Origin of the sequence: Rummeliibacillus sp. G93, from assembly GCF_023515935.1 — a bacterium.
Classification (GTDB): domain Bacteria; phylum Bacillota; class Bacilli; order Bacillales_A; family Planococcaceae; genus Rummeliibacillus; species Rummeliibacillus stabekisii.
In genome coordinates this window covers 35393-60272 of sequence record NZ_CP097314.1, presented here as the reverse complement: position 1 = coordinate 60272, position 24880 = coordinate 35393, and the positions used below count along the sequence as shown (strand labels likewise).

Genomic DNA, 24880 nt, shown 5'->3' with positions numbered 1-24880 from the left:
TGCCTTACAAAAAAACAGACTGCTTATATAAGCAGTCTGTTACCGTTCTCTATCCTTCCATTTGCTTCGCTAGGAAGTGTGCCGCTGTTTCTGCGACCTTTTGTTCCGTATCACCAATAAAGTGCATTTTAGATAAAATATAAACTGCGCCAATGGCATCTCCTGCTACAACAATCGGTGCAATACAATATGATTTGATCTGTTCTATTTGTCCAGGGACAATTTCAATCGAACTTTCATGCTTCTCTACAATCAAATTCCTTTGTAGAATACGTTCTTCTGCAAAAGGAGAAATGGCACGATGCAAATAATCCTTTTTTGAAACACCTGCAGCAGCAATTACCTGATCTCTATCGCTAACCAAAGCACTCGTACCTAATGTTTCAAATAATGTATCTACATAAGAAAGTGCAAAATCACCTAGTTCATTAATAGGTGAATATTTTTTAAGTATAATTTCGCCTTCACGATCAGTAAAAATTTCTAAAGGATCTCCCTCCCGGATACGCAAAGTCCTTCTTATTTCTTTTGGAATGACTACGCGCCCTAAATCATCGATCCGTCGTACAATGCCTGTTGCCTTCATTCGAATGCCTCACTTTCGACAAGATTTCATAAATAGTCTTGTCGGTAGTTTGGCCTTATAAAGGGAAATTTATACATAACAATTATTAGTTCTATGCCTCCGTCTTTTCACGGAGTGCTGTTGGCAATAATTTCAGCAAAGCTTCTAATATGTCAAACGTTGATTTTGCTTCTGCTTTCTTTTCATCTATCGTTAAAAGTAATTTTTGTCCTTCCAATTGGAAGCCTACTGCCCGACCAAATACCATTGATTCGGCTACAACTTTGCCTCCATCTAGCTTGGCAGTGCCTTCTTCCGAGATTTCAATCGTGATGATTTTATTTTTCGTTTTGATTGATTCTACTCCTGCTTGTTTCGCCCATACCTTCATACGGCCAATACGCAGCAAGCGTTCCGTTTCAACTGGGAAATCTCCGAATCGGTCTTGCAGCTCATCAATAATCTCAGAGTAGTCTTCTTCTTCATCCATACTCTTTATGCGTTTATACATTTGGATTTTTTGATAGCCATCAGGTATATAAGTATCTGGAATATATGCATCAAATGGAATAATGATTTCGATATCCTTTTCTTCTTCCTTTTTCACGCCTGTTTGCCGCTCAGTAATCGCTTCTTCTAACATTTGTGAATACAAATCAAATCCAACTGAATCAATAAAGCCATGCTGTTGTGCACCAAGCAAGTTACCTGCTCCGCGGATAGATAAATCGCGCATCGCAATTTTAAAACCGGAGCCAAGCTCTGTAAATTCTTTTACTGCCTGTAGCCGTTGTTCTGCCACTTCTGTTAAGACTTTATCGCGTTGATACATGAAATAGGCATACGCCACACGGCTAGACCTACCGACACGCCCTCTTAATTGATACAGCTGCGACAGCCCCATACGGTCAGCGTCATTAATAATCAGTGTGTTAACATTTGGAATATCAATACCTGTCTCAATGATGGTGGTCGTGACTAATACATCGTACTCACCTTCAAGGAATTTTAAAATGACGTTTTCTAGATCTCTTTCAGTCATTCTGCCATGGGCAGAGCCGACCCTTGCATCAGGCACAAGCATTTGAATCTCTTCAACCTTTTTCGCAATATCTTCTACACGGTTGTGCAGATAGAATACTTGCCCATCACGTGCTAATTCACGTTCAATCGCTTCTCTCACAAGTGCACCGTTATGTTCCATTACATACGTTTGAACAGGGAAGCGGTCAGCTGGTGGTGTCTCAATTACAGATAAATCGCGTACTCCGACCATCGACATGTGCAGTGTGCGCGGAATTGGTGTTGCTGTTAATGTTAATACATCTACTTTTGTTTGTAATTTTTTAATTTTCTCTTTATGTGTTACACCGAATCGTTGTTCTTCATCGACAACTAATAAACCTAAATCCTTATACACGACATCTTTTGATAAAAGGCGGTGTGTGCCTACTACGATATCTACCGTACCAGCTTGCAGTCCGCTGATAGTTTCATTTTGTTGCTTACGAGAACGAAAACGGTTGAGTACGCCGATTGTAACAGGATAGTCTTGGAATCTCTCTAGCAACGTTTCATAATGCTGCTGAGCCAAAATAGTAGTTGGGACCAAAAAGGCTACTTGCTTGCCGTCTAGTACAGCTTTAAATGCAGCCCGTATGGCTACTTCTGTTTTGCCATAACCCACATCTCCGCATACTAAGCGGTCCATTGGCCTTTCTTTTTCCATATCTATTTTCACTTCTTGAATCGTCCGTAGTTGATCCTCTGTTTCCTCGTACTGGAATGCTTCTTCAAATGCTCGTTGCTCATCTCCATCTGGAGAGAAGGCAAATCCTTTTTCTGCTTCACGCTTAGCATAAAGCTTGATCAGATCATCAGCGATATCTTGGACAGCTCTCGATACTTTTGTTTTCGTTTTGCCCCACTCTGTACCTCCAAGCTTATGGAGTTTCACTTCTTTATCTTCTGAACCAATATACTTTTGAATTAAATCAATTTGATCGACAGGCACATACAATTTATCGTCTGCACGATAACGGATATGGAGATAATCCTTATGTTTGCCCCCCACATCTAGCGTTTCAATTCCTACATATTTGCCGATCCCATGATGCACATGGACCACATAATCGCCAGACTTGATTTCTGTATAACTTTTAATCCGCTCTGCATTGGACATTTTTTGAGCACGGTTTCTTTTCTTTTTAGGCTTTTGTTTAAACAGCTCTTCTTCTGTCACTACTGCCACACGTTGCATGGGTAGTTCAAAACCTGCGGAAAGATTACCCGTAATTGCAAAAATGCCTTCTGCCTCAGGCGTTCCAATTTGTATATGAATATCGTAATCTTCTAAAGTGGTCTGGATAGTTGGTAGACGACTTCCATCTTCCGCCATAAACAGTACTGTAAATTTTTCACGCTGCCAACGCTCAATTTCTCCTTTTAACAGCGGCATTTGTCCATGAAAATGCTGCATCGGCTTGCAAGAAAGGCTAGTGATATCTCGGAAACGTACGCCAGAAAAATTTCTGGCAAACAATGAAAAGTAAAGTATTGGCAATTGAATCATAGCCGAGACCTCTTTCATTGAATAAGATGGCTTTACCGCATGCACCATTTTTCCTTCTTCTATAAGGGAAATGAACCACTCTTTCTCTTCTTTTTCCCATGCTTCCATTACTTCTTGGATTCTTCCGTACTCGTCATATACAACAAGCCCATCTTTCGCAAAATAGTCGCCCAAGAATGCAGGTTTTTCATATAACAGAGATCCGTAACGATTAGCAAACTCCGGCAACTCACCTTGCTGAAGCAATTCTATATCCATTTGAACATTTTGATATAATTGTTCTTGTATCTCTTTTTTCTTTACTTTTTTTAAGCTCTCACTTAATGCACTTTCCAGCCTTTGTGCGAATTGCTGTCTTTGATTCTTTGTCACAACAAATTCTGTCGCAGGTAAGAGATGTATATCCTTTAGTTTATTAATAGAACGTTGGTCATCTGCTGAGAATGTGCGAATCGAATCAACTTCTGTATCAAATAACTCGATGCGAACAGGATTTTCAGAATAAGGAGGATAAATATCTAAAATACCACCTCTCAGTGCAAATTCACCAGGAGAGGTGACCATTTGGCTTCTTGAATACCCCATTGTCACTAATTGGTTCAACCATTCTTCTACGTCAATTTCTTCACCAAGCTTGGCAGTTAAATTTAAATTCGTCCATACTTCTTTCGGAGCCATTATTTTACGCATACCAGCTATAGGAATGACATATACTCCTTTTTGTTGATGAATCATATGATCCAACGTTTCAATACGTGCTGCTCTGAGCTCTGGACTGGATGTGGCCATATCCGCGGCAATAAATTCGTCAGCTGGATAGTAATGGACCATATCCTCTCCTATCAGTTTAGCCAAATCATCATACATTTTTTGCGCTTGCAACAAGTTTGGCGAAATTATGTAAAGCGGCTTTTGCAGAGTATAAAATATTGTATCTAAAAATGCGGGACGCGCGCTGCCCGACAGACCCGTTACCAGCTCTGCTCCCTGTCCCTTCTTTATTTCATCTAATAATTTTTGTACTTGCGGATCGCTAGTCAATAGATGACGCAAAATTTCCATACAAATCTCCCTTCTCTCTCGGACTTATTTATAGTACATACAGAAAAAGGCCTTGGACGCAAAAAGCGCCAAAGCGTTTCACTGTAACCAATTTTTTAATGCATGATAATTCGGGAATTTCTTTAGCGAATCTTCACAGTGTTCACATATACTATCTACGGTCGTATCGCCATTTTGCTCATGACGGATAAATTCTTGGGCATCTTTTTCATTGAGTTGATGCAGTTTGCGAATACTATCATCAGAATCAAATGGCAATACACCAATCTCCGTACTGCAATGACGACATTTGTAACGAATAGCCATAAGCATGCCTCCCTTTAGTAAAAGTATAGACAGCTTTCAGTTTTTTATGCTTGAAGAATTAGTTGAACTTATTCATGACTTCAACAAAAGGCTTCGTCAACCAATAATCACAAGCTTCTGCGGCATTTTTAAATGCATCTTCCATAGTCGGCAAATCTTCTTTTTGATAGTGGCTTAGAACATAATTGACTACCTTCATTCCTACAGGTGGACGATCAATTCCTATACGAATACGATTAAAATTTTGTGTGCCTAGGTGTTGGATTAACGACTTTATGCCGTTATGGCCACCTGCGCTACCCTTTTGACGCAAACGCAATTTTCCCTTTTCTAAATCTAAATCATCATAGATGACCACAATGTCTTCCAGCTCAATATCAAAATAATCCATTAAAGGACGCACCGCTTCACCAGAAAGGTTCATGTAAGTAAGTGGCTTCATCACCATTACTTTTCCTTCTGGAAGATGTGCAGTTCCATAAATTGCATTAAATTTTTGTTGATTTAATGATATACCCCATTTTTCCGCTAATAAATCAATCGTATCAAAACCAACGTTATGGAGCGTATGTTCATATTCTTTGCCTGGGTTACCTAGGCCAATCACAAGTTTCATTTTTGCATCTTCCTTTACTACTAATCCCAGTTATTTTATCACATAAACATTATTTGATGCGGTTCATTCACTTTAATCCAATATAACAGAAACAGGTTATATTAGCATATATAAATACCTTACCAAGTTTAAAAGTACAATAAGCAAGAATCTAGAAAGCAGTTTTTTTGTTGCATACTATGAATAGCAAAAATAAATCATTACTATTTCATATATGGCAACGAAAATATATTAAATATTCTCTGATCCCTAAATTCAAAAAACCTTGCGCCTTCAATTAAGAAAGCACAAGGTTAATAGTATATATTATTCATCTGCTCCATTATCTGCAACAGGTTCTTCTGTTTCTGTGTCTGTTTCTAGCTCAGCCGCTGAAACTGGTGCTGAAATTGTCACAAGTGTTAATTCATCATCATCGACAATCTCAAATTCGACTTGATCCCGAATATCATTAATGGTAATTGTATCGCCAATGGCTAACCCTGAAATATCTACTTCGATGCTCTCAGGTATATCAGAAGGCTTCACATTTAATGTCAGCTCACGATTTGGCTGTTGCAAGACACCGCCTTCTTTAACGCCTGTGGATTCTCCAACGACCGTAATCGGAACAGCTACTTCTAATGCATCAGACATGTTGACAGCTAAAAAGTCGATATGGAGATAATCGCCCTTTAAATTATCCTTTTGGATATCATTTAGAACGGCTTGAACATTTTTGTCTTCTACTTCTAATGTAATGACGGCGTTGCGTCCGTCTTCTCTTAATGTTTTTTCGAGTTCTCTTGCACTAACGGCAATGGGTGTTGATTCTACTTGGAAGCCATAAACTACGCCTGGGACATACCCTTCTTTTCTAAGATTTGTAAGATTGGAGTGATGTCCGGTTTCACGTGAATTCGCTTGAATGACAGTGCTCATAGATTTTCGTCCCCTTCCTCAAAATAACTAATGCTTTATGTATATACCCTTACAAAAAATAAACGAAACCCATTAAATACAAAAATCCACATCCTAAGCTATAGGATGTGGATGGAAAGACTACGAAACATTAATCAAATAATTTACTTACAGATTTATTCTCATAAATGCGTACGATTGCATCTGCCAACAATGTCGCAACAGATAATTCTTTGATTTTTGGAATTTTCTTTTCTTCTGGCAACTGAATTGAATTGGTTACAACTAATTCTTTGATTACTGAATTTTCGATGCGGTCAATTGCAGGACCTGAAAGAACAGGATGCGTACAACATGCATACACTTCTTTAGCGCCGCTTTTGACAAGTGCTTCCGCACCAATTGTAATTGTGCCTGCTGTATCAATAATGTCGTCGATTAAAATGCAGATTTTTCCTTCTACATTCCCTACAATGTTCATCACTTCTGCTACATTTGGCTTTGGACGGCGTTTATCGATAATGGCAATTGGCGTTTTTAAACGCTCTGCCATTTTACGAGCTCGTGTTACTCCACCGTGATCTGGTGAAACAACAACTACGTCTTCAGGATTAAAGCCTTTTTTCTTGAAGTAATCCGCTAATAGAGGAACACCCATTAAGTGGTCAATTAAAATATCAAAGAAGCCTTGGATTTGTGGTGCGTGCAAATCAAGAACAAGTACGCGTGTTGCGCCTGCTGTTTCTAATAGATTAGCCACTAATTTTGCCGTAATAGGTTCACGTGAACGCGCTTTACGGTCTTGGCGTGCATATCCGTAATAAGGCATTACGACGTTAACTGTGCGAGCAGAAGCACGTTTCAACGCATCAATCATAATCAACAATTCCATTAAGTTTTCGTTTACTGGCGCTGAAGTAGATTGAACGATAAACACATCGTTCCCACGAATGCTTTCCTCAATATTGATTTGGATTTCTCCATCGCTAAAGTGTTTGACTGAACATTTCCCTAACTCTACACCTACTTCTTTTGCGATTGCAGCAGCAAGTGGTTCATTTGAATTTAATGAAAAGATTTTTAAATTTGAGTTAGCATATTGATACGGCATGTTGGCCTCCTGTTAATGTTTTAATTATTTTAATTTGTTAACATAGTTTTCTTTGTTCTCTTGTCTTGTACGTCCTATAGCAAGGGCGTTTTCTGGTACATTTTTCGTAATGGTTGAACCTGCAGCAACAAATGCATTCTTGCCGATAGTAACCGGTGCGATTAAATTGGCGTTGCAGCCAACAAATGCGTTATCTTCAATAATAGTCTCGTATTTATTTTTGCCATCATAGTTGACTGTAATAGTACCGCATCCAATATTTACATCTGCGCCGATTGTGGAATCGCCTAGATATGTAAGATGCGATGCCTTGCTTCCTTCGCCAAGCGTTGTCTTTTTCAATTCGACAAAGTTGCCGACTTTAGCGCGATCCATAATGTGCGTTGCAGGACGAATGTGTGCATAAGGGCCAACTGCTACATCATCATCAATCCGACTGTCTTCTATGACAGAATGATCAATCTTTGTACGGTTGCCTATTTGGCTATTTCGGATTTGGCTATTCAACCCAATAAGACAATTTTCGCCAATAGTAGAAGGGCCTTCAATCATCGTTCCTGGTTGAATCACCGTATCACGGCCTATTACAGCTTCAGCACTAATATAAGTATTGTCTGGATTAATGATTGTTACACCATTTTGCATATGTTTCTTATTAATGCGAGATTGCATAATTCTTTCAGCTTGTGCTAATGCTACTCGATCATTAACACCTAGTGTTTCCGAAAATTCTTTAGTCACGTAAGCTTCTACAATTTCTCCGCGACTTTGTAAGATTTCAATGACATCTGGCAAATAATATTCGCCTTGTGCATTGTCATTTTTTACTTCTTTCAAAGCTTCAAAAAGCGCTTTATTATCAAAACAGTATGTGCCTGTATTGATTTCCGTCACTTCTTGTTGTTCTTTTGTTGCGTCTTTTTGCTCAACAATCTGTGCAACCTTGCCATCGCTGCTACGTAAAATACGTCCATAACCTGTAGGGTCTTCAGCTATAGCTGTCAAAATTGTCGCTTTTGCTTTATTTGCTTCATGATGTTCATAGAGAGCTTTCATTGTTTCTGGACGTATAAGTGGTGTATCACCACAAATCACCAGCGTTGTGCCATCTAAATCTTGAAGCAAAGATTCTGTTTGTTGAACAGCATGCGCAGTGCCAAGCTGCTCTTTTTGCAGAACATATTCACTACGATCATTTAATTGTTCTTGCACTTTTTCTGCACCGTGTCCTACCACTGTAACGATACGGCTGGCATCCAATTGTTGAATGTTATCTACCACATGCTCTACCATTGGTTTTCCGCAAACAGGATGAAGAACTTTATATAAATTGGACTTCATACGTGTGCCTTGGCCAGCAGCCAAGATTACGGCATAAATATTGGTCATACTTACAAGTCCTCCAGTCAAACAGATTTTTTCTCTTTTGACTATAAAGCAAACTTAACATATTTTCAAGACATTACGACTTGACAAATCATTAAGAAACCATTTATTATATAATTCTTTTTCTAAAAAGTTCTTCCTCTTTATCATAACTCTTTTAATTCTATTATGGGAGGTTTTATTAAGAGAAATATGTGGTAATAGACTATATATGCAGGTTAGATTAATAATCCTTACATAAAAGGAAATTTCAACATAAAAAAGAGCCTATTCAATAAGAATTGGCCCTTGGCTTCTTTCGCTATTAAACTTTCTCTTCCTCTAGCACCAAAAGTTCATCTTCGTGGCTATTGGCATAAGCATGCAATACAGATTCTTGAATCTTAGATCGTGTGCCAGAATTGATTGGATGGGCAATATCTCGGAATTCTCCGTCTGGCGTTCTTTTGCTAGGCATCGCTACAAATAATCCAGCATTCCCATCAATCACACGTATATCATGCACAACGAATTCGTTGTCCAGTGTGATGGAAGCAATGGCGCGCATGCGGCCATCAGTCTCTACACGGCGAAGTCTTACATCAGTTACTTCCATTTTCTCACCACCTCTCATCTTAGTTGTTAGATAGAATCTATTAACATCCTAATTCTATAAGCAGAGAGCTAATCCCTTCTTTATTATAAAAAATTTTTATAAAATTTAAAATATTATTTTAAACAAAATAAAAAGGCCACAAAATCATGGCCTTTTGTTTTATACTAAAGCAATTACTTCGATTTCAACTTTTGCATCTTTTGGCAGTTTTGATACTTCCACTGTTGTGCGAGCTGGTTTATGTGCGCCAAAATATTCGGCATAGATTTCATTCATTACTGCAAAGTCTTCCATATCAGTTAAAAAGACTGTCGTTTTAATCACTTGGTTTAGTGAAGAACCTGCTTCAGCCAAAACGGCTTTGACGTTTTCGAATACTTGATTTGTTTGCTCCGTAATATCTCCGCCAACAAATTCCCCTTCCGCTGTTAACGGAATTTGGCCTGAACTGTAAAAAGTATTGTTGACTACCATTCCTTGGACATATGGTCCAATTGCTGCTGGAGCATTTTTTGTTGAGATTACTTTCATCTGTCATATCCGCCTTTCGAAAAATAGTTGCCTTCTTCTAATTTGATCGTACGGTCTTTTTCATTTACTTCTTTTAACTTTACTAAAGAGTAATAATTGTCGACTAAACGTTCATCTGTATGTGCGGCCTCTACTAGTACAGCCATTCCTGCTAGTGTGCAATCAAACTCTTCAATCAGGTTTTTCATGCCATTCATCGTGCCGCCGACTTTCATGAAGTCGTCTGTAACAAGCACTCTTTGACCGCTTTTCATACTACGTTTTGATAAAACCATCGTTTCAATGCGGCGTGATGAGCCTGAAACATAGTTAATGCTGACAGTTGAGCCTTCGGTTACTTTGTTATCTCTGCGCACGACTACGACCGGTACGTTTAAGTGTCTTGCAATGGCATGAGCTATCGAAATTCCCTTAGTCGCAACTGTCATAATGACATCTATTTCCTGGCTACAAAAAGCTGATGCAAATACTTTCCCTACTCTATTCATTAATTCGGGATTGCCAAGTAAATCCGTCATAAATAAATAGCCGCCTGGTAATAGACGGTCGGAATGGCCTAACTCACTTATTAATTCGTCAATTACCTCTTTGACTACTTTCTCAGACACCTTGGGTATATATTTGACCCCGCCTGCTGCTCCGGGAACTGTCACTAAAACCCCAATTCCTCTTTCTTCAAATGTATCTTTTACAATCGTCAAATCCTCACTAATGGAGGATTTAGCAGATTGATATAACTCTGAAAAAAAAGTAAGGGGGATTAGCTTTTGTGGATGCTCCAATAAATAATGTGTCATATCAACAAGACGCTCACTGCGCTTCCATTTCATAGCACCCTCTCCTTTTACCCGAATGTTTTAATCAAAAAATACCACAATTATGCGTCTTTAAGCAAGTGCATCTCTTTCACCAATTAAACGCACTGCATATACTTCATCGCAAAAGCCTCTCAGGCCATTAACGATGCGACTCACCCGTGCTTTATTTTGAACTAAGCCAAAAACTGTTGGCCCACTGCCACTCATTAATACGGCATCTGCCCCAAATCTATTCATTTGCTCTTTAATAATGGATACCTCGGGATAAAGTTCTAATGTTACGCTCTCCAAAACATTACCAACGCTGTTGCATAATCGAGAATAATCTTTGTCTTCAATAGCTTGTACCATTTGTTGTGTGTCTGGATGTTCGACCTTATTCATATCTAGACCGCCATACACTGCTGCTGTTGAAACGCCAATCGCAGGCTTTGCCAGTATTACCCAACATGCAGGTGGAGTTGCGATATGCTTGATTTTTTCGCCTCTGCCTGTGGCTATAGCGGTTCCACCGTATACACAGAAAGAAACATCTGATCCAATTTCTGCTCCTAATTCTGCCAATTGATCAATGGTTAACCCTAAATTCCAAAGAGTATTCAACCCTTTTAATGTTGCAGCAGCATCACTGCTTCCTCCTGCTAGACCAGCAGCTACTGGAATCTGCTTATCAATAGAAATGGAGACACCATCTTTGACTCCGTATGTATCTTGTAATAGCTTGGCCGCTTGATATGCCAAATTTCGTTGGTCATCCGGCACAAAGGTGCTACTTGAATGTATATGGATTTGCCCATCACTCCGTTTTGATAAACCGACGCGATCTGCTAAGTCCACAGTCGTCATAATCATTTCAACCTCATGGTAGCCGTCTTTCCTTTTGTATAGTACATCCAGCGTTAAATTTATTTTGGCAGGTGCTTTTACATAAAGCATACCTCCGCCTCCTTTCAAATATAAAAGAAGAAGCAATCTCCGTTCTTTGTCTACTTCACACTATTTTACCACAGGTTATGTTTGATGAGCCATTCGCTTGATACGTGGGATAAAACAAAAAGCAGCCTTCCTATCATTTAGGAAGAACTGCCTTTTCCAGTGCGTCTATTTGTTAATATACGTGAAAATATTTACTGCTTTTGGCCGTCTGCTAAAGACTCTTTCGCCATTTCAATAGCCCTCTTCACCATATTTCCGGCATCTCGCGCTTTGATTCCGCCCCATCCTTCACGTTGAACCGTATCGTAAAAGCCTAATTCTTTTGCGATTTCTATTTTCAACTGTTCGGACATAATTGACTTTCTCGCCATACGAAATTCCTCCCTTTAACGCCTGGGCTTTTAGTATAACCAACAATATAAAAAACACTCTAAAAACATTCTCTGTATGCCAGAGTGTTTCTAGAGTGCTGTACAAAATGCTTTGGTTTATAGTTCTGTTTGCTTATTTAGCTGCAGCAACACCTGTTGCAACCTCATCATCAAATGTTATTTCTACTGCTTCTGTTAAAATATCTGTGTAGCTGTAAGACACACGCTCAATCGCGTTATCGTCTTGATCAAGATCAACTACAAATACTGCGCGATATGTTTCACGTAATATTCCAGCGCGCTCAATCGTTTTCTTGCGACCACCGTTTGCTTTTAATTGCAAACGTCTACCCAAATGACAATCTAACGACTTTTTAATGTCGGCTAAAGTTTTTGGCATTTTCGCTTACACCTCACTAATAACCATTATACAAAATGCCTGAAATATTGTCAACATAAAATTTATATTTTATCAATCTGTTAAAACGTTGTCAATAAATTTTTTATAAAAAAATATTTTTTATCATTATATCAATATAGTGGTTATTTTTGGAAGTGAGGTAATAAAGCATCAGCTAATCTTCCAAACTCAACAATAGAAAGGGTTTCACCGCGACGAGTTGGATCTATATTCACCTCTGCAAGCGCAGATAAAATTTGGTCCTTCTTCGCTTTTCCATTCTCCAACTGTGATTGCAGATTGTTTAGTATTGTTTTGCGACGCTGAGCAAACGAACTCCGCGTTACTTCAAAAAAGAACGCTTCATTAATGACCTCTACCGGCGGTTTTTCACGACGGAGAAGGCGTAAAACAGCCGAATCGACATTTGGCTGAGGCATAAATACTGTTTTCGGAACAGTCATCACCACTTCAGCTTGCATATAATACTGCACCGCAATAGACAGAGAGCCATATGCTTTAGTCCCTGGAACCGCTGATATCCTATCAGCCACTTCTTTTTGCATCATAACCACCATACCGCGAATCGGCAATTTATCCATTAATAATTTTAATAGGATTGGGGTTGTAACGTAATAAGGAAGGTTTGCAACCACCATTATATCATTATAATTTTCACATTCCTCTGCTAGTATGTTGGATACATCCGCTTTTAAAATATCGGAATGAATAATTTTCACATTATCATAAGGACTCAACGTATCAGCAAGTACGGGCAGTAAACGTTGGTCTATTTCAAAAGAAATAACTTTACCCGCAGAGCGCGCCAAATGCTCTGTGAGTGCTCCGATTCCCGGTCCTATCTCAATGGCAGCACTTTCTTTTGTCAACTCTGCATGGCTTACAATATTACGTAAGATATTAGGGTCAATTAAGAAATTTTGTCCTAGGCTCTTCTTAAATGAAAAGCCATATTTTTTTAGTATTTCTTGAGTGCGCAGTGGTGTAGCTATATCTTTATTCATTTTTTTCCTCCTGATTCAGTTGTCGAATGGCTTCACCGAATTGTTGTTCTGTAATTTGGAACATTGTCAGCCTTTTGATCAATTGTTTGCTGTTTGTTGAACCTACGTTTAACAACTCTCCTAATCGTTCACGCCGTTTTTTAGCATCAGGATGAGAGATCAAGTGAGCTGCTAGTAAATCGTCTATTGTAATCGTACTTATAAATTTTTCAGATTGCTGTGGCGAATAAACCTTGGATAGTGCCATGCGTATATCTTCGTCCTTTGCGTGCTCAATCCCCAAGCTTTTTCCGTTTTTAGCTTTTGTTTTTTCCTTAGGCAAGAATGCATGTTTTACACCAGGAACTCGTTCCTCAATAATGGCACGGATACGCCTGCCAGGATAGTCTGGGTCAGTGAACACGATGACACCTCTTACATGTTGGGCGTGTTGTATATTGCGCAGTGTCTCATCTGAGATAGCTGATCCATTTGTTTCAATTGTATCGGCATTTACTGCTCTTTTAATCGCTGTTGTATCATCTTTTCCTTCAACTACAATAATTTCCTTAATGTCCACGGATTATAAGTCCTCTTTTCTTCGAAGTTCCTTTGTTTATTTTATTGGTTATTGTATAGTTTGTACAGTTTCTACGGGATCTTTGGTTATAAGCATATACAAAACTATCCATGAAGATTCAATTAGACACAAAAAAGCTCCCTTATCATCAATCGATAAGGAAGCTCCCACTTAGGAAATCTTAGCTTTACTTTTGAATAGTGACTTTAACAGTACGTCGTCCCCAGCTATATGCTTTTTTCTTCGATGGCATAAAGACGTCAATTTTGCGGCCTTTAATGGCCCCCCCGGTATCGCCAGCAACTGCTAGACCATATCCGTTCACATACACCATAGAACGCAATGGAATCACTTTAGGATCGACTGCAATTACCTTTTTATATGGATTTTTGCGCAGATTGATCCCTGTAGCTGTTTTACCTGAGCATCCTTTGCAATAAGCTGTATAGGCTGTAGAAGAAACATACATTGATTTGTTAGACACAGGTTTTGATACTTTCTTAATACCAATACGTAAATATTGTTTTGCTACATAGCCTGTGTGGTTCTTGTAGCTAACTTTATACCAGTTTCCTTTGCGACCTTTGTATGTTACATTATGGCCTTTAGGTATCAATGTTTTTACTTTGTATTTTGTACCTGGTCCCTTACGCAAGTTCAAACGGTCTGTCGTATGATATTTGCGGGCTGAGCTGACCATTGTAATTTTTTTATGGGAGTTTTCCACTACATCGATGGCCTTTTCTACTCGAACTTCCGATTGTGCTGCATCATTTGCGGGTTGCTTTAAAAAGCCAGCGACAGTAGTCGAAGTGTCTCCTCTATCCATTGCATTTTCATTGCTTTGTACCTGTTGGTTCTGCTGTATATTAAAGCTATTTTCTGCAAAAATAGAGCTCGTCAATACAGGTGATGCCATAATAGCTAAGACTGTCACGCCAAATATTCTTTTTAAGTTCTTTGTTATAGACAACTTTTCTTTCATCATGAAAAAACGCCTCCTTTTTTGCTTTTTGAAAATACTAATTGCTAATTTAACTTCCAGTAACTAGTATTATTCCTAACTAATGAAAACTATTCATATTTTTTGTGTGGGAGACGTTTGTTCAGTCTTTTAATTTGAAATGTTATAGAAACGAAGTGCATTTTGCGTTGTAGCTTCGGCTACTTCTTCCACTGCTATGTTTTTTAGTCTTGCAATTTCTTCCGCAACTAAAGGTACATAAGAAGGTTCATTTCTTTTACCGCGATGAGGATGCGGAGCAAGAAATGGCGCATCTGTCTCTACCATCAAATAGTCTAGGGGAATAGCTTCAGCAACTTCTTTTGGTTTTTTGGCATTTTTAAATGTCACTGGTCCGCCCAAACCGATCATAAAATTCATCCCAATACAGATTTTAGCTGTTTCTACACTACCGCTGAAACAATGCATAACACCGCCTACTTCTGAAGCATCTTCCTCTTGTAAAATGCGGATACAGTCATTTGTTGCTTCACGATTGTGAATGACAATCGGCAGTTTTACCCGTTTCGCAAGTTGAATTTGTTTTCTAAGTAAGTCTTGCTGTATTTCTTTTGGCGATTTATCCCAGTGATAATCTAATCCTGTTTCGCCAATAGCTACAACTTTTGGGTGGGCAGCTAAACGCTCAATCCAATTTAAATCTTCTTCTGTGCAATCAATTGCATCTACTGGATGCCAGCCGATTACTGCATAAAGAAAGTCGTATGTTTCCACCAGTTCCATTGCACGTTTGATTGTCGGCTGGTCAAAACCTACTACTACCATTTTCTTTACATTATTGGCTAACGCACGGTCAATAACTTGTTGAAGATCTTCTTCGTATTGTTCAGAATTTAAATGGACGTGTGTATCGATAAACATTTTCATTCTCCTCACATGAATTTCATTGTAACGAATTAAATTATTTCACGCTTCACAGTCAAATTACATTTATATTACAAACATTTCATCTGTTTCTATACTTTTTACTCATAAAGATAACTGTCGAAACATAAAATATATTCGCTTAATAGGTCTAAAAAACTAAAAAAAACCGTTTTACAAGTTTCTCTAATATGACGCTTATTTGAAAAGAAAAGCCTGCTTTATAGGCAGGCTTTTTCCTTTTCTATTTTACTTGGGCGCCGTTTTCAAGCTTTTCATCAACTGTTGCCAGTGTTAAAATACCATCTTTGCTGCCGGCTAAAATCATCCCTTGAGATAATTCGCCACGAAGTTTTACAGGTTTTAAATTGGCTACCACAATTACTTTGCGTCCAATTAATTCCTCTGAGTTGTAATATTGCGCAATACCTGACACAACTTGACGCTTTTCATAGCCTAAATCCAGTTGAAGTTTTAATAATTTATCTGCTTTAGGCACCTTGTCGCAAGCTGTAACCGTAGCCACGCGCAAATCGACTTTCATGAAATCATCAATCGTTATTTCAGGAAATTCATCTTTTGGTTCTTCCTCTTTTTTCGGCTCTTCTGTTTTAACAGAAACGCGCATTTGATCGCGGATATACGTAATTTCTTCTTCTGGATCTAGACGTGGGAAAATTGGAACACCTTTGTCGATCACTTTCGTTTTCGCTGGAATGCCATTTTCGTCATCTAATGTTTCCCAAGCAAGTAAATCCTCGCTTAAACCAAGCTGGTGCATGATTTCTTTTGGAGCTTGGGTCATGAATGGCTGAACCATAATAGCGATCTTGCGTAGGTTTTCAGCTAAATTATACATAACTGTTCCAAGCTTGCCTTGAAGCTCTTCATTTTTGGCAAGTACCCATGGCTGTGTTTCATCAATATATTTATTCGTACGAGAAACAAGTGCCCAAATGTCACTTAACACTTGGCTAAATTGCATTTTTTCAATATTTTCTTCGTAACGTGCTTTTGTTTCTTTTGCCTGGTTCTTTAATGCTTCATCGAACTCTGTTGGAATAAGTCCTTCAGTTGGGATGACGCCATCGAAATATTTATTCATCATCGAAATCGTACGGTTTAAGAGGTTTCCTAAGTCATTTGCAAGGTCGAAGTTTACTCTTTCGACAAATGCTTCAGGCGAGAATACACCATCTTGTCCAAATGGCAGCTCACGGAGTAAGAAGTAGCGAGTAGCATCTAATCCATAGCGCTCTATTAGCATCTCGGGGTATACGACATTGCCTTTAGACTTGGACATCTTACCATCCTTCATCATAATAAAGCCATGAGCGAATACTTTTTTAGGAAGTGGCAAATCTAATGCCATTAGGAAGATCGGCCAATAAATTGTATGGAAGCGCACAATATCCTTTCCTACTACATGTACATCTGCAGGCCAATATTTTTTAAATTCGGCATCATTGTCTGTATCGTACCCTAATGTTGTAATATAGTTCGTTAATGCATCTACCCATACATAGATGACATGTTTTGGATCGCCAGGAACCCGTATTCCCCAATCAAATGAAGTACGAGATACAGAAAGATCCTCAAGACCTGGCTTGATAAAGTTGTTAATCATTTCATTCTTTCGTGATTCAGGCTCAATGAAAGTTGGATTCTCTTCGTAGTATGCCAAAAGACGATCAGCATATTTTTTCATGTTAAAGAAGTAGGATTCTTCTTTTACCTTATGGACTGGTCTACCGCAATCCGGGCATTTGCCATTATCCAGCTGTGTTTCTGTAAAAAACGATTCACAAGGCGTACAATACCAACCTTCATATTCTCCTTTATAAATGTCGCCATTATCCAAAAACTTTTTAAAGATTTTTTCTACGACCTTTGTATGACGATCTTCGGTTGTTTGGATGAAGTCATCATATGAAATATCCATTAGCTTCCAAAGTTTTTTAGCTGCTTGAGCGATTTCATCTACATATACTTGCGGATTTTTATTCGCCTCTTCTGCTTTTTCTTGAATCTTCTGGCCATGTTCATCCATACCAGTTTGAAACTTAACATCAAAACCGCGCAAACGTTTATAACGAGCCATTGTATCAGCAGCTACCGTTGTATAGGCAGTACCAATATGAAACTTGCCGCTTGGATAATAAATCGGGGTTGTGATATAGAATGTTTTCTTTTCATTTGTCACGAAAACTTCCTCCAGTGCTTTACAGTATACTTCCTATTCTATAGGAGACGGAAAAACCTTTCAATTAAAGATTACTTCTTCAGTTTTTGTCAAATCGTGTCGAATAACATCGTATTACAGTGTTTCTTGAAAAAATAAGATAAATAGCGTATATAAATACAAATATTGTTCAAAATAAAAACATCCAATAAGATAAATCTCCTTAAAGAACGGTAATTTCTTGAAAATTGTTGAAAAAATAACTTGAAAAATAATTGACGTATATGGTATTAGTTGGTATACTAATGCTTAGTCAAGGAATATTATGTCGAATTTTGACGAAAAACAATAATATATAGCTTATATAGGAGGAACACTAATTATGAAATCTACAGGTATTGTACGTAAAGTTGATGAACTTGGACGCGTGGTTATTCCCATCGAGCTTCGCCGTACTCTTGGTATCGCTGAAAAAGATGCACTAGAAATTTACGTGGATGACGATAAAATCATCTTAAAAAAATATATGCCTAATATGACTTGTGCTGTAACTGGCGAAGTATCAGATGATAACTTCCGCTTAGCTGGAGGCAATCTAATCCTTAGCCCTGAAGGCGCACAAATTCTTATTAAAGAAATCCAATCTAAATTAAATAAATAAGGCTTAGCATATCATCGAGAGGTGCTTTAGCTACCGTTTGTTATTTTTAAAACAATTTTTGAGAGCCGTCATGAATCTTGTTTAATATATTAGTGAAAAGGCCCACGTGGAATGCTACTCATCCACATGGGCCTTTTCATTTTTTTATTGTTTCATTCTACATGGTATGCTTGATAAACTTCTCGTTTACTTAGTTTCCGTATTTTTGCTACTTCTTTAATTGCTTCTTTTGACGACATACCTTGTTCTTCGATTAAAAGGTTGACATGTTCTTCTATTGTCAGTTGCGTCCACCAGTTATCTTCTTCATCTTCCTCTGCTTCTTTGCTTCCTTCTACTACTAAGCAAAATTCTCCTCGGATTTCATTAGCCATTGCCCATTCAACCGCTTCTTCTAAAGTACCACGCAAAAATTCTTCAAATTTCTTTGTCAATTCACGTGCCATGACGATTTTTCGATCGCCTAATATGGCTTGCATGTCTTTAAGAGTATCTTTTAAGCGGTGTGGTGCTTCATAAAAAAGAATGGTTTCCTGACGTTTTTTTAAGTTCTCTAAAGATTCTTTTCGTTCCTTTTTATTTCGACTTAAAAAGCCGTAAAAGAAGAATGGTTGAGGAGTAAGACCAGATGCAATTAAAGCTGTGAGTGCAGCATTTGCTCCTGGTATAGGGATGACTGCAAATCCTTCATCAATTGCCTTAGCTGCAATATCTGCTCCAGGGTCAGAAATACAAGGCAGACCTGCATCGCTAACTAATGCAACCTTTTTTCCCTCTCGTAAATAGTGTAAGATTTTTTCTCCTCCCTGCTCCAGATTATGCTCATGATAGCTGGTTAAGGGTGTGTCGATTTCAAAATAGTTGCAAATTTTTCTAGAATTCCGTGTATCCTCCGCTGCAATAATATCTGCTTCTTTTAAAATACGGATGGCACGCATTGTTATGTCTTCTAAATTTCCTATAGGTGTCGCTACTAAGTATAAGCAACTCTGCTGTTCATGCATTGAACTCTTTTGTGATTTCACTTTTTTCACTCCATGCTGCAATATAGTCGATCTTTTGCTTTTTAGATAATTGTTTGAAATGGTATTCTGCACTCATGGCCTCTTGCTTTGTATGGAATGCTTCAGCGTAAATACAGTGTACAGGCAATCTCGGTTTCGTATATTTTGCACCTTTACCAGCATTGTGTGCAGCCAAACGCTTCTCTAAATTATTAGTATAGCCTGTATAATAACTGCCATCGCTGCATTCTACCACATACATCATATGTTTATTCGTTGTCGCCATATAGCATCTCTCTTACTTCTGGTGTATAAGCACCATCGTCTCCATACACATAAAGAGGGGGCAATATTTTTAGATCAGCCTTGCCATCTTTTATGCCTTCAATTAGGAGTGTATTAGCTTCCTTACCTTCTTTCGGATAGACAAAGCGTATCCGTTTTGGCTCTAATCGATTGTTTCGCATTGCGGTCACAATATCTAAAAGGCGACCAGGCCTATGTACAAACGCTGCCTTCCCGCCCTGCTTTAAGAGTTTGCTTGCTGAATAAATCATTTCATCCAACTTCAAGTGAATTTCATGTCGGGCAATTGCAACATGTTCTTTAAGGTTCTTTTCACTTGCCTCATGTGCAGGAAAGTAAGGAGGATTACATGTAACCACATCATATTTTTCTACTCCTAGTTGGGGTGAAATGGTACGTACATCTCCTTGTATGATGGTTATTTGATCTTCTAATTTGTTATAGCGTACACTTCTTTCAGCCATATCATACAACCGACTTTGTAATTCTACACCGGTGATATGCCCTTTTGTACGCGCACTTAAAAAGAGAGGAATTACACCATTGCCTGTACATAAATCCACCAGCTTTCCTTTTTGAAAAGGAACGTTAACAAATTTCGATAACAACACAGCATCCAGTGAAAATGAAAATACAGATGGACTTTGGATTATGCGCAAATCCTCTGCCAGTAAATAGTCCATTCTTTCATCTTCCTTTAACCAGTCTTCCATTAAAAATCCTCCACATAGCAAAAGACTGACCACCACGATCTTTTATGTGGAATCAGCCTTTTTATTATTATTGTTTATTTAAGAATGACAAACAGAATAAACAGTCTTCACCTTTTCGTGAACTGCCAAAATGAACATGGCAAACATGAAATCCTTCATGGTAGAGACGGGCTAAATTATCGTAGCCCTCCCCTATATCCATCGCATTTTGTTTCTCTTGAATGGCTTCTTTTTCGTTCTCTTTCTGATGGACAGAAAGGACTTCTTCTAAGCGAGAACGCAGATGGCTGTTCTCCATCTGTAATGTTTGATGCTCTTCCATCATGAGTGCAACAAATTTCTTCAATGCCTCAAATTGTTTTTGCATCGATTCAAGCTGTTGTTCGAACTCCATAACAGTATCTAAAAAATTACGGTCCTTCACTCAAGCCACCTCGTTATTATCTATTGAACTGAACTTTCGTATTGAAGAATTTCGTCCAATGTGTATTCTAATATTCGCTGCTCCTCATATAACTCCACTTGAAGTATTCTTTCTAAAATATTTAGGCCGCTGACTTTTCCTCTGCCATCCGGCGTTCTAATTGTTTCCCCAATGTCTGGCATATGTGCCCGCGCCTCTTCATACTCGTCGTTTTCATATTTTAAACAGCACATTAAGCGACCGCATAGACCTGAAATCTTAGAAGGATTGAGCGAGAGATTTTGATCTTTTGCCATTTTTATGGACACAGGTTCAAAATCTCCTAAGAAGGTAGAACAGCAAAGCATTCTGCCGCATGGTCCTATTCCACCTAACATTTTCGCTTCATCCCGTACACCTATCTGTCTGAGCTCGATACGTGTACGGAAAATAGCTGCAAGATCTTTAACCAATTCTCGGAAGTCGACTCTGCCTTCAGCTGTAAAATAAAAAATAATTTTATTGCGGTCAAACGTATATTCAACATCTACTAATTTCATTTCTAAACTATGTTCTACTATTTTATCCGTGGCTATTCCAAATGCACGTGTCGATTCAGTTTCATTTTCATCGACTTGAATGCGGTCACGTTCATCAGCAGGACGAACTACTTGTTTAAGAGGCAATACGACATCATTTTCTCCAACTTCCTTCATTGCTACAACAATTTTTCCGTATTCTACGCCTCTTGCTGTTTCAACTATGACGTATTGGCCTTTTTCTAACAGATAGTCGCCAGGGTCGAAATAATATATTTTACCCGTTTTTTTAAAACGGACACCAACTACTTTATACAAAGGATTTTACCTCCTGCAAATTTAAAATCAACTGTTCCATCATTAGCGTTTTATTCATATTGCTTTTCAATTGCCTGCGAGCTGTTAATATTGCTTGCAATTGAGTTGATAGTGTATTGAAGCTTGTTCGAAGTGCAGCATCCTTGAATACGGATAACGTATCTGGGTATGTGCACATTACTTCTGAATTAGCTTTAATGGAGACAATGTCACGAAAGGCAAACAGCATTAAATCTAAAGCAATTTCTACTTGCTCTTTTTCTTTAAATTGAGGCAACCAGTCTTCATGTATGATAAGCATTGCTTCATGTACATTTTTAAAGGTTGCTTCTACCAATTTTAACACTGTTTTTCTTGCCTGTGCAAACGACTCATCCTTTGCAAGAGCAAAAGCTTCCTCAACATTATGGGTCAACATGCTGACTGTTGCTGCCATAGATTGGGTAATTCCACTCTCCGTTAATTTTTCAATCAATATATTTCGTGGTATATCTCTAAATTTAATATGTTGACAACGAGAGCGAATCGTTGGAATAATAGCATTTATATTTTCTGTTAAAAATATGGCTGTCACGTTTCCTTCAGGTTCTTCTAAGAACTTCAACAATTTATTGGCTGACTTTACGTTTAAACGTTCAGCACTATGTATCACATAAACCTTGCGTCCTACTTCTAAGCCTGTCTTGCTCATCTCACTAAGCAATGTGTCTATCGCATCTACTTTTATAAATTGTCCATCCGGGTATAGTTGGTGAAGGTTAGGATGATTGCCAGATAGGATACGCTTACAGTTTCTGCATGTTTCACATGGAACATTCAAGCGGGGATTTTCACATAAAATTAATCGAACAAAAAAAAGCATTAATTCTTCAGTGCCAGTTCCTTTAGAGCCTTCAAAAATGTAGGCATGTCCAACACGATTTTTTTCGAATATGGTTTGAAGCTGTTTCGTTACAATAGGCTGCAGTTGAAGTAAGTCTTCTATATTCTCCACGGTTCCATCACACCCTCTTGTTTTGAAAAAATCCCGTGCTTCGGCGTACCGAATAACACGGGCTCTACGTATACAGATTGATTAACAGTCCTTTAATCTCACCTATTTTAGCTAATAAATCAACGGAAGATTTTTCTTCATTTAAAAGGTCCTCCGTCAGTTCAATTAGTTTGTCATCAATGGTTTGCACTATTTTCAACCGACGCCCTTCCCCAAAACGGTTCCAGGTATGCGATTGCTTTAATTCCATCCCCGAAGAGATGACTTCTTTTAAAAATCGCTTCACAAGCATTTTAAATTTAGCTAAATCACGAAGGTTTTTGGATTTTGCAATACGATCACCAGCGGTCGAAATATCACCTAACAGTCTTGTTAATTGCTCTGTTTGCATTCGTTGTCCTGACTGAACAACAAAATCTCCAAAACGTGCAGTTGGCTGGTGATTAGGCAATTTTTGTCTAGTTGTGTCTACACCGATCCGTAAATCTTGATTAATCTTCAAAAAAATGTTCCCTCCACCGTTTAGAAATGATGGAACTGTTCGATAGGTAATACAAAGACAGTTGCGCCGCCTACTTCTACTTCTACTGGGTAAGGGATATATGCATCTGCATTTCCACCCATCGGTGAGATAGGAGCTACCATTTGTTCACGGGAGCGGCAATTATCTCGAATGACGCCTAATAATTTTTGAACTAGTGAATCCTCAGTACCAATTAAGAAGGTTGTATTACCTGAACGAAGGAAACCTCCAGTACTGGCCAATTTTGTTGCGCGAAAATCATGTTTCGTTAAAGCGTTAGAAAGACGGTTACTATCCTGATCTTGAACTACTGCCACAACTAATTTCATCGGCATTCACTCCTCTATTTCTTTTTTCTATTATACCACACTTTAAAACACAGTAATAATTCATTAGTTCAATAATTCGATCATAATTTTCCATACAGATTGAAAAACTTCTTCTCGGGGCTTATTGGCATCTACTTTATAAATGCGAGTTGGATATTTATCTGCTAATTGTAAGTATGCTTGATGTACCTTTTGATGGAAAGCTAAACTTTCTGCATCTAATCGATTGACCTCGCGTTCACTATGCGCGGCTATTCGATCTAGTCCTACTTGAGGGTCTATATCAAACAAAATCGTTGCGTCAGGCAAGCGATTTCCTATAGCAAATTCATTGATGCTCTTTACCGCATCAATACCTAGGCCTCTGCCTATACCTTGATAAGCTAATGAAGAATCCAAGAAACGGTCACACAAAACAATACTTCCTTCATCTAATGAAGGCTTTATCTTTTCAACAAAATGCTGGCTTCTAGCCGCCGCGTATAATAACGCTTCTGTTTTGGGATCCATCTCTAAATGAGAAGGATCTAATATAATTTGGCGTATTTTTTCAGCAATTACACTTCCGCCTGGTTCTCGTGTCGCTACTACTTTCTTTCCCTCTTCTTGCAGTTTACTAACAACCATTTTTAAAATTGTTGTTTTACCTGCTCCTTCTGGGCCTTCAAATGTGAAAAATAATTTACTCATCTCTATATCCTTTCATGACTACTGGTATGTTTATTATACATGTTGCTAGAGACGTTTACTAATCTTATTGAGGCCACTATAGCTATGTGCTAAACAAGTGTATTTAATCATATGCTACGCATTCGTCTAGCATTATTGATAATTTATATATTTTTAAAATAATTTATCCTATACTTAATTGAGTTACTAAAATCTACTTCCTGGAACATACAATTAATAATTATAAAAATATCACCAAGTTTAAAGTGCATAATGGTGAGAAAAATTAGATAAATGGATAGCACATTCAATAATGATTAAATCGTAAAAAGTGAAAATAAGGGGTGCAACCATTAAATATTAGAATAGAAATCTACCCTAATAACATTTAAACAAAATAAAAAGGTATTAAGCATAATCTGCTTAATACCTTAACTATTGCCTAGCAACGTCCTACTCTCACAGGGGGAAGCCCCCAACTACCATCGGCGCTAAAGAGCTTAACTTCCGTGTTCGGCATGGGAACGGGTGTGACCTCTTTGCCATCATTACTAGACTATTTGAAAGAAAATTGTTCTTTCAAAACTGGATAAACGTG

Annotated in this window: 27 protein-coding genes, 1 rRNA gene and 2 pseudogenes; 1 reads left to right on the top strand and 29 read right to left on the bottom strand. The window is 38.2% G+C overall.

Features of this window, described 5'->3' with window-relative positions:
• Window positions 1-49: 49 nt before the first annotated feature.
• From spoVT to metG, 19 genes and pseudogenes are all read right to left on the bottom strand, one after another.
• Window positions 50-586: a stage V sporulation protein T gene (gene spoVT, locus M2M59_RS00290; protein ID WP_066791307.1), complete on the bottom strand. Its 537-nt coding sequence runs from the start codon at window positions 584-586 to the stop codon at window positions 50-52.
• Window positions 587-677: 91 nt separating this feature from the next.
• On the bottom strand, window positions 678-4199 hold the full coding sequence (mfd, locus tag M2M59_RS00285) for a transcription-repair coupling factor (RefSeq protein WP_249775137.1): 3522 nt from the start codon (window positions 4197-4199) through the stop codon (window positions 678-680).
• A 78-nt stretch (window positions 4200-4277) separates the two neighbouring features.
• Window positions 4278-4505 carry an anti-sigma-F factor Fin family protein gene (locus M2M59_RS00280; protein WP_066791303.1) on the bottom strand — a complete coding sequence of 76 codons (228 nt, stop codon included), beginning with the start codon at window positions 4503-4505 and terminating at the stop codon, window positions 4278-4280.
• Window positions 4506-4563: 58 nt separating this feature from the next.
• Window positions 4564-5121 (bottom strand): aminoacyl-tRNA hydrolase, encoded by a 558-nt coding sequence (gene pth, locus M2M59_RS00275; protein WP_150285669.1) that lies wholly within the window; start codon window positions 5119-5121, stop codon window positions 4564-4566.
• Between the two features lie 306 nt (window positions 5122-5427).
• Window positions 5428-6042 (bottom strand): 50S ribosomal protein L25/general stress protein Ctc, encoded by a 615-nt coding sequence (locus M2M59_RS00270; protein WP_147198264.1) that lies wholly within the window; start codon window positions 6040-6042, stop codon window positions 5428-5430.
• Between the two features lie 130 nt (window positions 6043-6172).
• Entirely contained in the window at window positions 6173-7132 is a 960-nt protein-coding gene (locus M2M59_RS00265; RefSeq protein WP_066791297.1) for a ribose-phosphate diphosphokinase, read from the bottom strand.
• 24 nt (window positions 7133-7156) lie between these two features.
• Window positions 7157-8521, bottom strand: coding sequence for a bifunctional UDP-N-acetylglucosamine diphosphorylase/glucosamine-1-phosphate N-acetyltransferase GlmU (glmU, locus tag M2M59_RS00260; protein ID WP_249775136.1), 1365 nt, complete (start codon window positions 8519-8521; stop codon window positions 7157-7159).
• 301 nt (window positions 8522-8822) lie between these two features.
• Window positions 8823-9113 carry a septation regulator SpoVG gene (gene spoVG / locus M2M59_RS00255; RefSeq protein ID WP_249775135.1) on the bottom strand — a complete coding sequence of 97 codons (291 nt, stop codon included), beginning with the start codon at window positions 9111-9113 and terminating at the stop codon, window positions 8823-8825.
• A gap of 159 nt (window positions 9114-9272) precedes the next feature.
• Complete coding sequence (locus M2M59_RS00250) at window positions 9273-9644, bottom strand: RidA family protein (protein WP_147198258.1); 372 nt, start codon at window positions 9642-9644, stop codon at window positions 9273-9275.
• On the bottom strand, window positions 9641-10474 hold the full coding sequence (gene purR, locus M2M59_RS00245; protein WP_066791290.1) for a pur operon repressor: 834 nt from the start codon (window positions 10472-10474) through the stop codon (window positions 9641-9643). The genes M2M59_RS00250 and purR overlap by 4 nt, the downstream gene beginning before the upstream one ends.
• A 57-nt stretch (window positions 10475-10531) precedes the next feature.
• The gene (gene ispE, locus M2M59_RS00240) at window positions 10532-11398 is read right to left on the bottom strand and encodes a 4-(cytidine 5'-diphospho)-2-C-methyl-D-erythritol kinase (protein ID WP_147198253.1); all 867 of its coding nucleotides are present in this window, start codon (window positions 11396-11398) and stop codon (window positions 10532-10534) included.
• Window positions 11399-11589: 191 nt separating this feature from the next.
• The gene (locus M2M59_RS00235; protein WP_066791287.1) at window positions 11590-11769 is read right to left on the bottom strand and encodes a small, acid-soluble spore protein, alpha/beta type; all 180 of its coding nucleotides are present in this window, start codon (window positions 11767-11769) and stop codon (window positions 11590-11592) included.
• Window positions 11770-11902: 133 nt separating this feature from the next.
• Entirely contained in the window at window positions 11903-12169 is a 267-nt protein-coding gene (gene veg, locus M2M59_RS00230; RefSeq protein ID WP_066791286.1) for a biofilm formation stimulator Veg, read from the bottom strand.
• 143 nt (window positions 12170-12312) lie between these two features.
• A complete protein-coding gene (gene rsmA, locus M2M59_RS00225) occupies window positions 12313-13194 on the bottom strand; it encodes a 16S rRNA (adenine(1518)-N(6)/adenine(1519)-N(6))-dimethyltransferase RsmA (RefSeq protein WP_249775134.1) in 882 nt (293 codons plus the stop codon).
• The gene (rnmV, locus tag M2M59_RS00220; protein WP_147198249.1) at window positions 13187-13753 is read right to left on the bottom strand and encodes a ribonuclease M5; all 567 of its coding nucleotides are present in this window, start codon (window positions 13751-13753) and stop codon (window positions 13187-13189) included. Before rnmV ends, rsmA begins: the two co-directional genes overlap by 8 nt.
• 187 nt (window positions 13754-13940) lie before the next feature.
• Window positions 13941-14228: pseudogene (locus M2M59_RS00215) on the bottom strand (3D domain-containing protein); the annotation flags it as partial.
• A 51-nt stretch (window positions 14229-14279) separates the two neighbouring features.
• Window positions 14280-14453: pseudogene (locus M2M59_RS00210) on the bottom strand (SH3 domain-containing protein); the annotation flags it as partial.
• 414 nt (window positions 14454-14867) lie between these two features.
• On the bottom strand, window positions 14868-15638 hold the full coding sequence (locus M2M59_RS00205) for a TatD family hydrolase (RefSeq protein ID WP_249775133.1): 771 nt from the start codon (window positions 15636-15638) through the stop codon (window positions 14868-14870).
• A 247-nt stretch (window positions 15639-15885) separates the two neighbouring features.
• Window positions 15886-17844: a methionine--tRNA ligase gene (gene metG, locus M2M59_RS00200; protein WP_147198243.1), complete on the bottom strand. Its 1959-nt coding sequence runs from the start codon at window positions 17842-17844 to the stop codon at window positions 15886-15888.
• Between the two features lie 361 nt (window positions 17845-18205).
• On the opposite strand from metG, the gene M2M59_RS00195 reads away from it, so the two are divergent.
• Window positions 18206-18484: a transition state genes transcriptional regulator AbrB gene (locus M2M59_RS00195; protein ID WP_066791272.1), complete on the top strand. Its 279-nt coding sequence runs from the start codon at window positions 18206-18208 to the stop codon at window positions 18482-18484.
• Window positions 18485-18636: 152 nt separating this feature from the next.
• Here the strand turns inward: M2M59_RS00195 and rsmI are convergent, their stop codons facing one another.
• The 10 genes from rsmI to rrf form a co-directional block, all read right to left on the bottom strand.
• A complete protein-coding gene (gene rsmI / locus M2M59_RS00190; RefSeq protein WP_147198241.1) occupies window positions 18637-19509 on the bottom strand; it encodes a 16S rRNA (cytidine(1402)-2'-O)-methyltransferase in 873 nt (290 codons plus the stop codon).
• Window positions 19481-19774 (bottom strand): GIY-YIG nuclease family protein, encoded by a 294-nt coding sequence (locus tag M2M59_RS00185; protein ID WP_147198239.1) that lies wholly within the window; start codon window positions 19772-19774, stop codon window positions 19481-19483. Before M2M59_RS00185 ends, rsmI begins: the two co-directional genes overlap by 29 nt.
• Complete coding sequence (locus tag M2M59_RS00180) at window positions 19758-20507, bottom strand: tRNA1(Val) (adenine(37)-N6)-methyltransferase (RefSeq protein ID WP_147198237.1); 750 nt, start codon at window positions 20505-20507, stop codon at window positions 19758-19760. The genes M2M59_RS00185 and M2M59_RS00180 overlap by 17 nt, the downstream gene beginning before the upstream one ends.
• 67 nt (window positions 20508-20574) lie before the next feature.
• Window positions 20575-20931, bottom strand: coding sequence for a DNA replication initiation control protein YabA (yabA, locus tag M2M59_RS00175; RefSeq protein WP_066791264.1), 357 nt, complete (start codon window positions 20929-20931; stop codon window positions 20575-20577).
• A gap of 20 nt (window positions 20932-20951) precedes the next feature.
• A complete protein-coding gene (locus M2M59_RS00170) occupies window positions 20952-21767 on the bottom strand; it encodes a PSP1 domain-containing protein (protein WP_066791262.1) in 816 nt (271 codons plus the stop codon).
• Window positions 21760-22761 (bottom strand): DNA polymerase III subunit delta', encoded by a 1002-nt coding sequence (gene holB / locus M2M59_RS00165; RefSeq protein ID WP_249775132.1) that lies wholly within the window; start codon window positions 22759-22761, stop codon window positions 21760-21762. The genes M2M59_RS00170 and holB overlap by 8 nt, the downstream gene beginning before the upstream one ends.
• A gap of 64 nt (window positions 22762-22825) precedes the next feature.
• Window positions 22826-23263 (bottom strand): YaaR family protein, encoded by a 438-nt coding sequence (locus tag M2M59_RS00160; protein WP_066791258.1) that lies wholly within the window; start codon window positions 23261-23263, stop codon window positions 22826-22828.
• A 20-nt stretch (window positions 23264-23283) separates the two neighbouring features.
• Window positions 23284-23613: a cyclic di-AMP receptor DarA gene (locus M2M59_RS00155; RefSeq protein ID WP_066791257.1), complete on the bottom strand. Its 330-nt coding sequence runs from the start codon at window positions 23611-23613 to the stop codon at window positions 23284-23286.
• Between the two features lie 63 nt (window positions 23614-23676).
• Window positions 23677-24303 (bottom strand): dTMP kinase, encoded by a 627-nt coding sequence (gene tmk / locus M2M59_RS00150; protein ID WP_147198233.1) that lies wholly within the window; start codon window positions 24301-24303, stop codon window positions 23677-23679.
• 419 nt (window positions 24304-24722) lie between these two features.
• Window positions 24723-24838: ribosomal RNA gene (gene rrf, locus M2M59_RS00145) — 5S ribosomal RNA — on the bottom strand.
• Window positions 24839-24880: the final 42 nt, after the last annotated feature.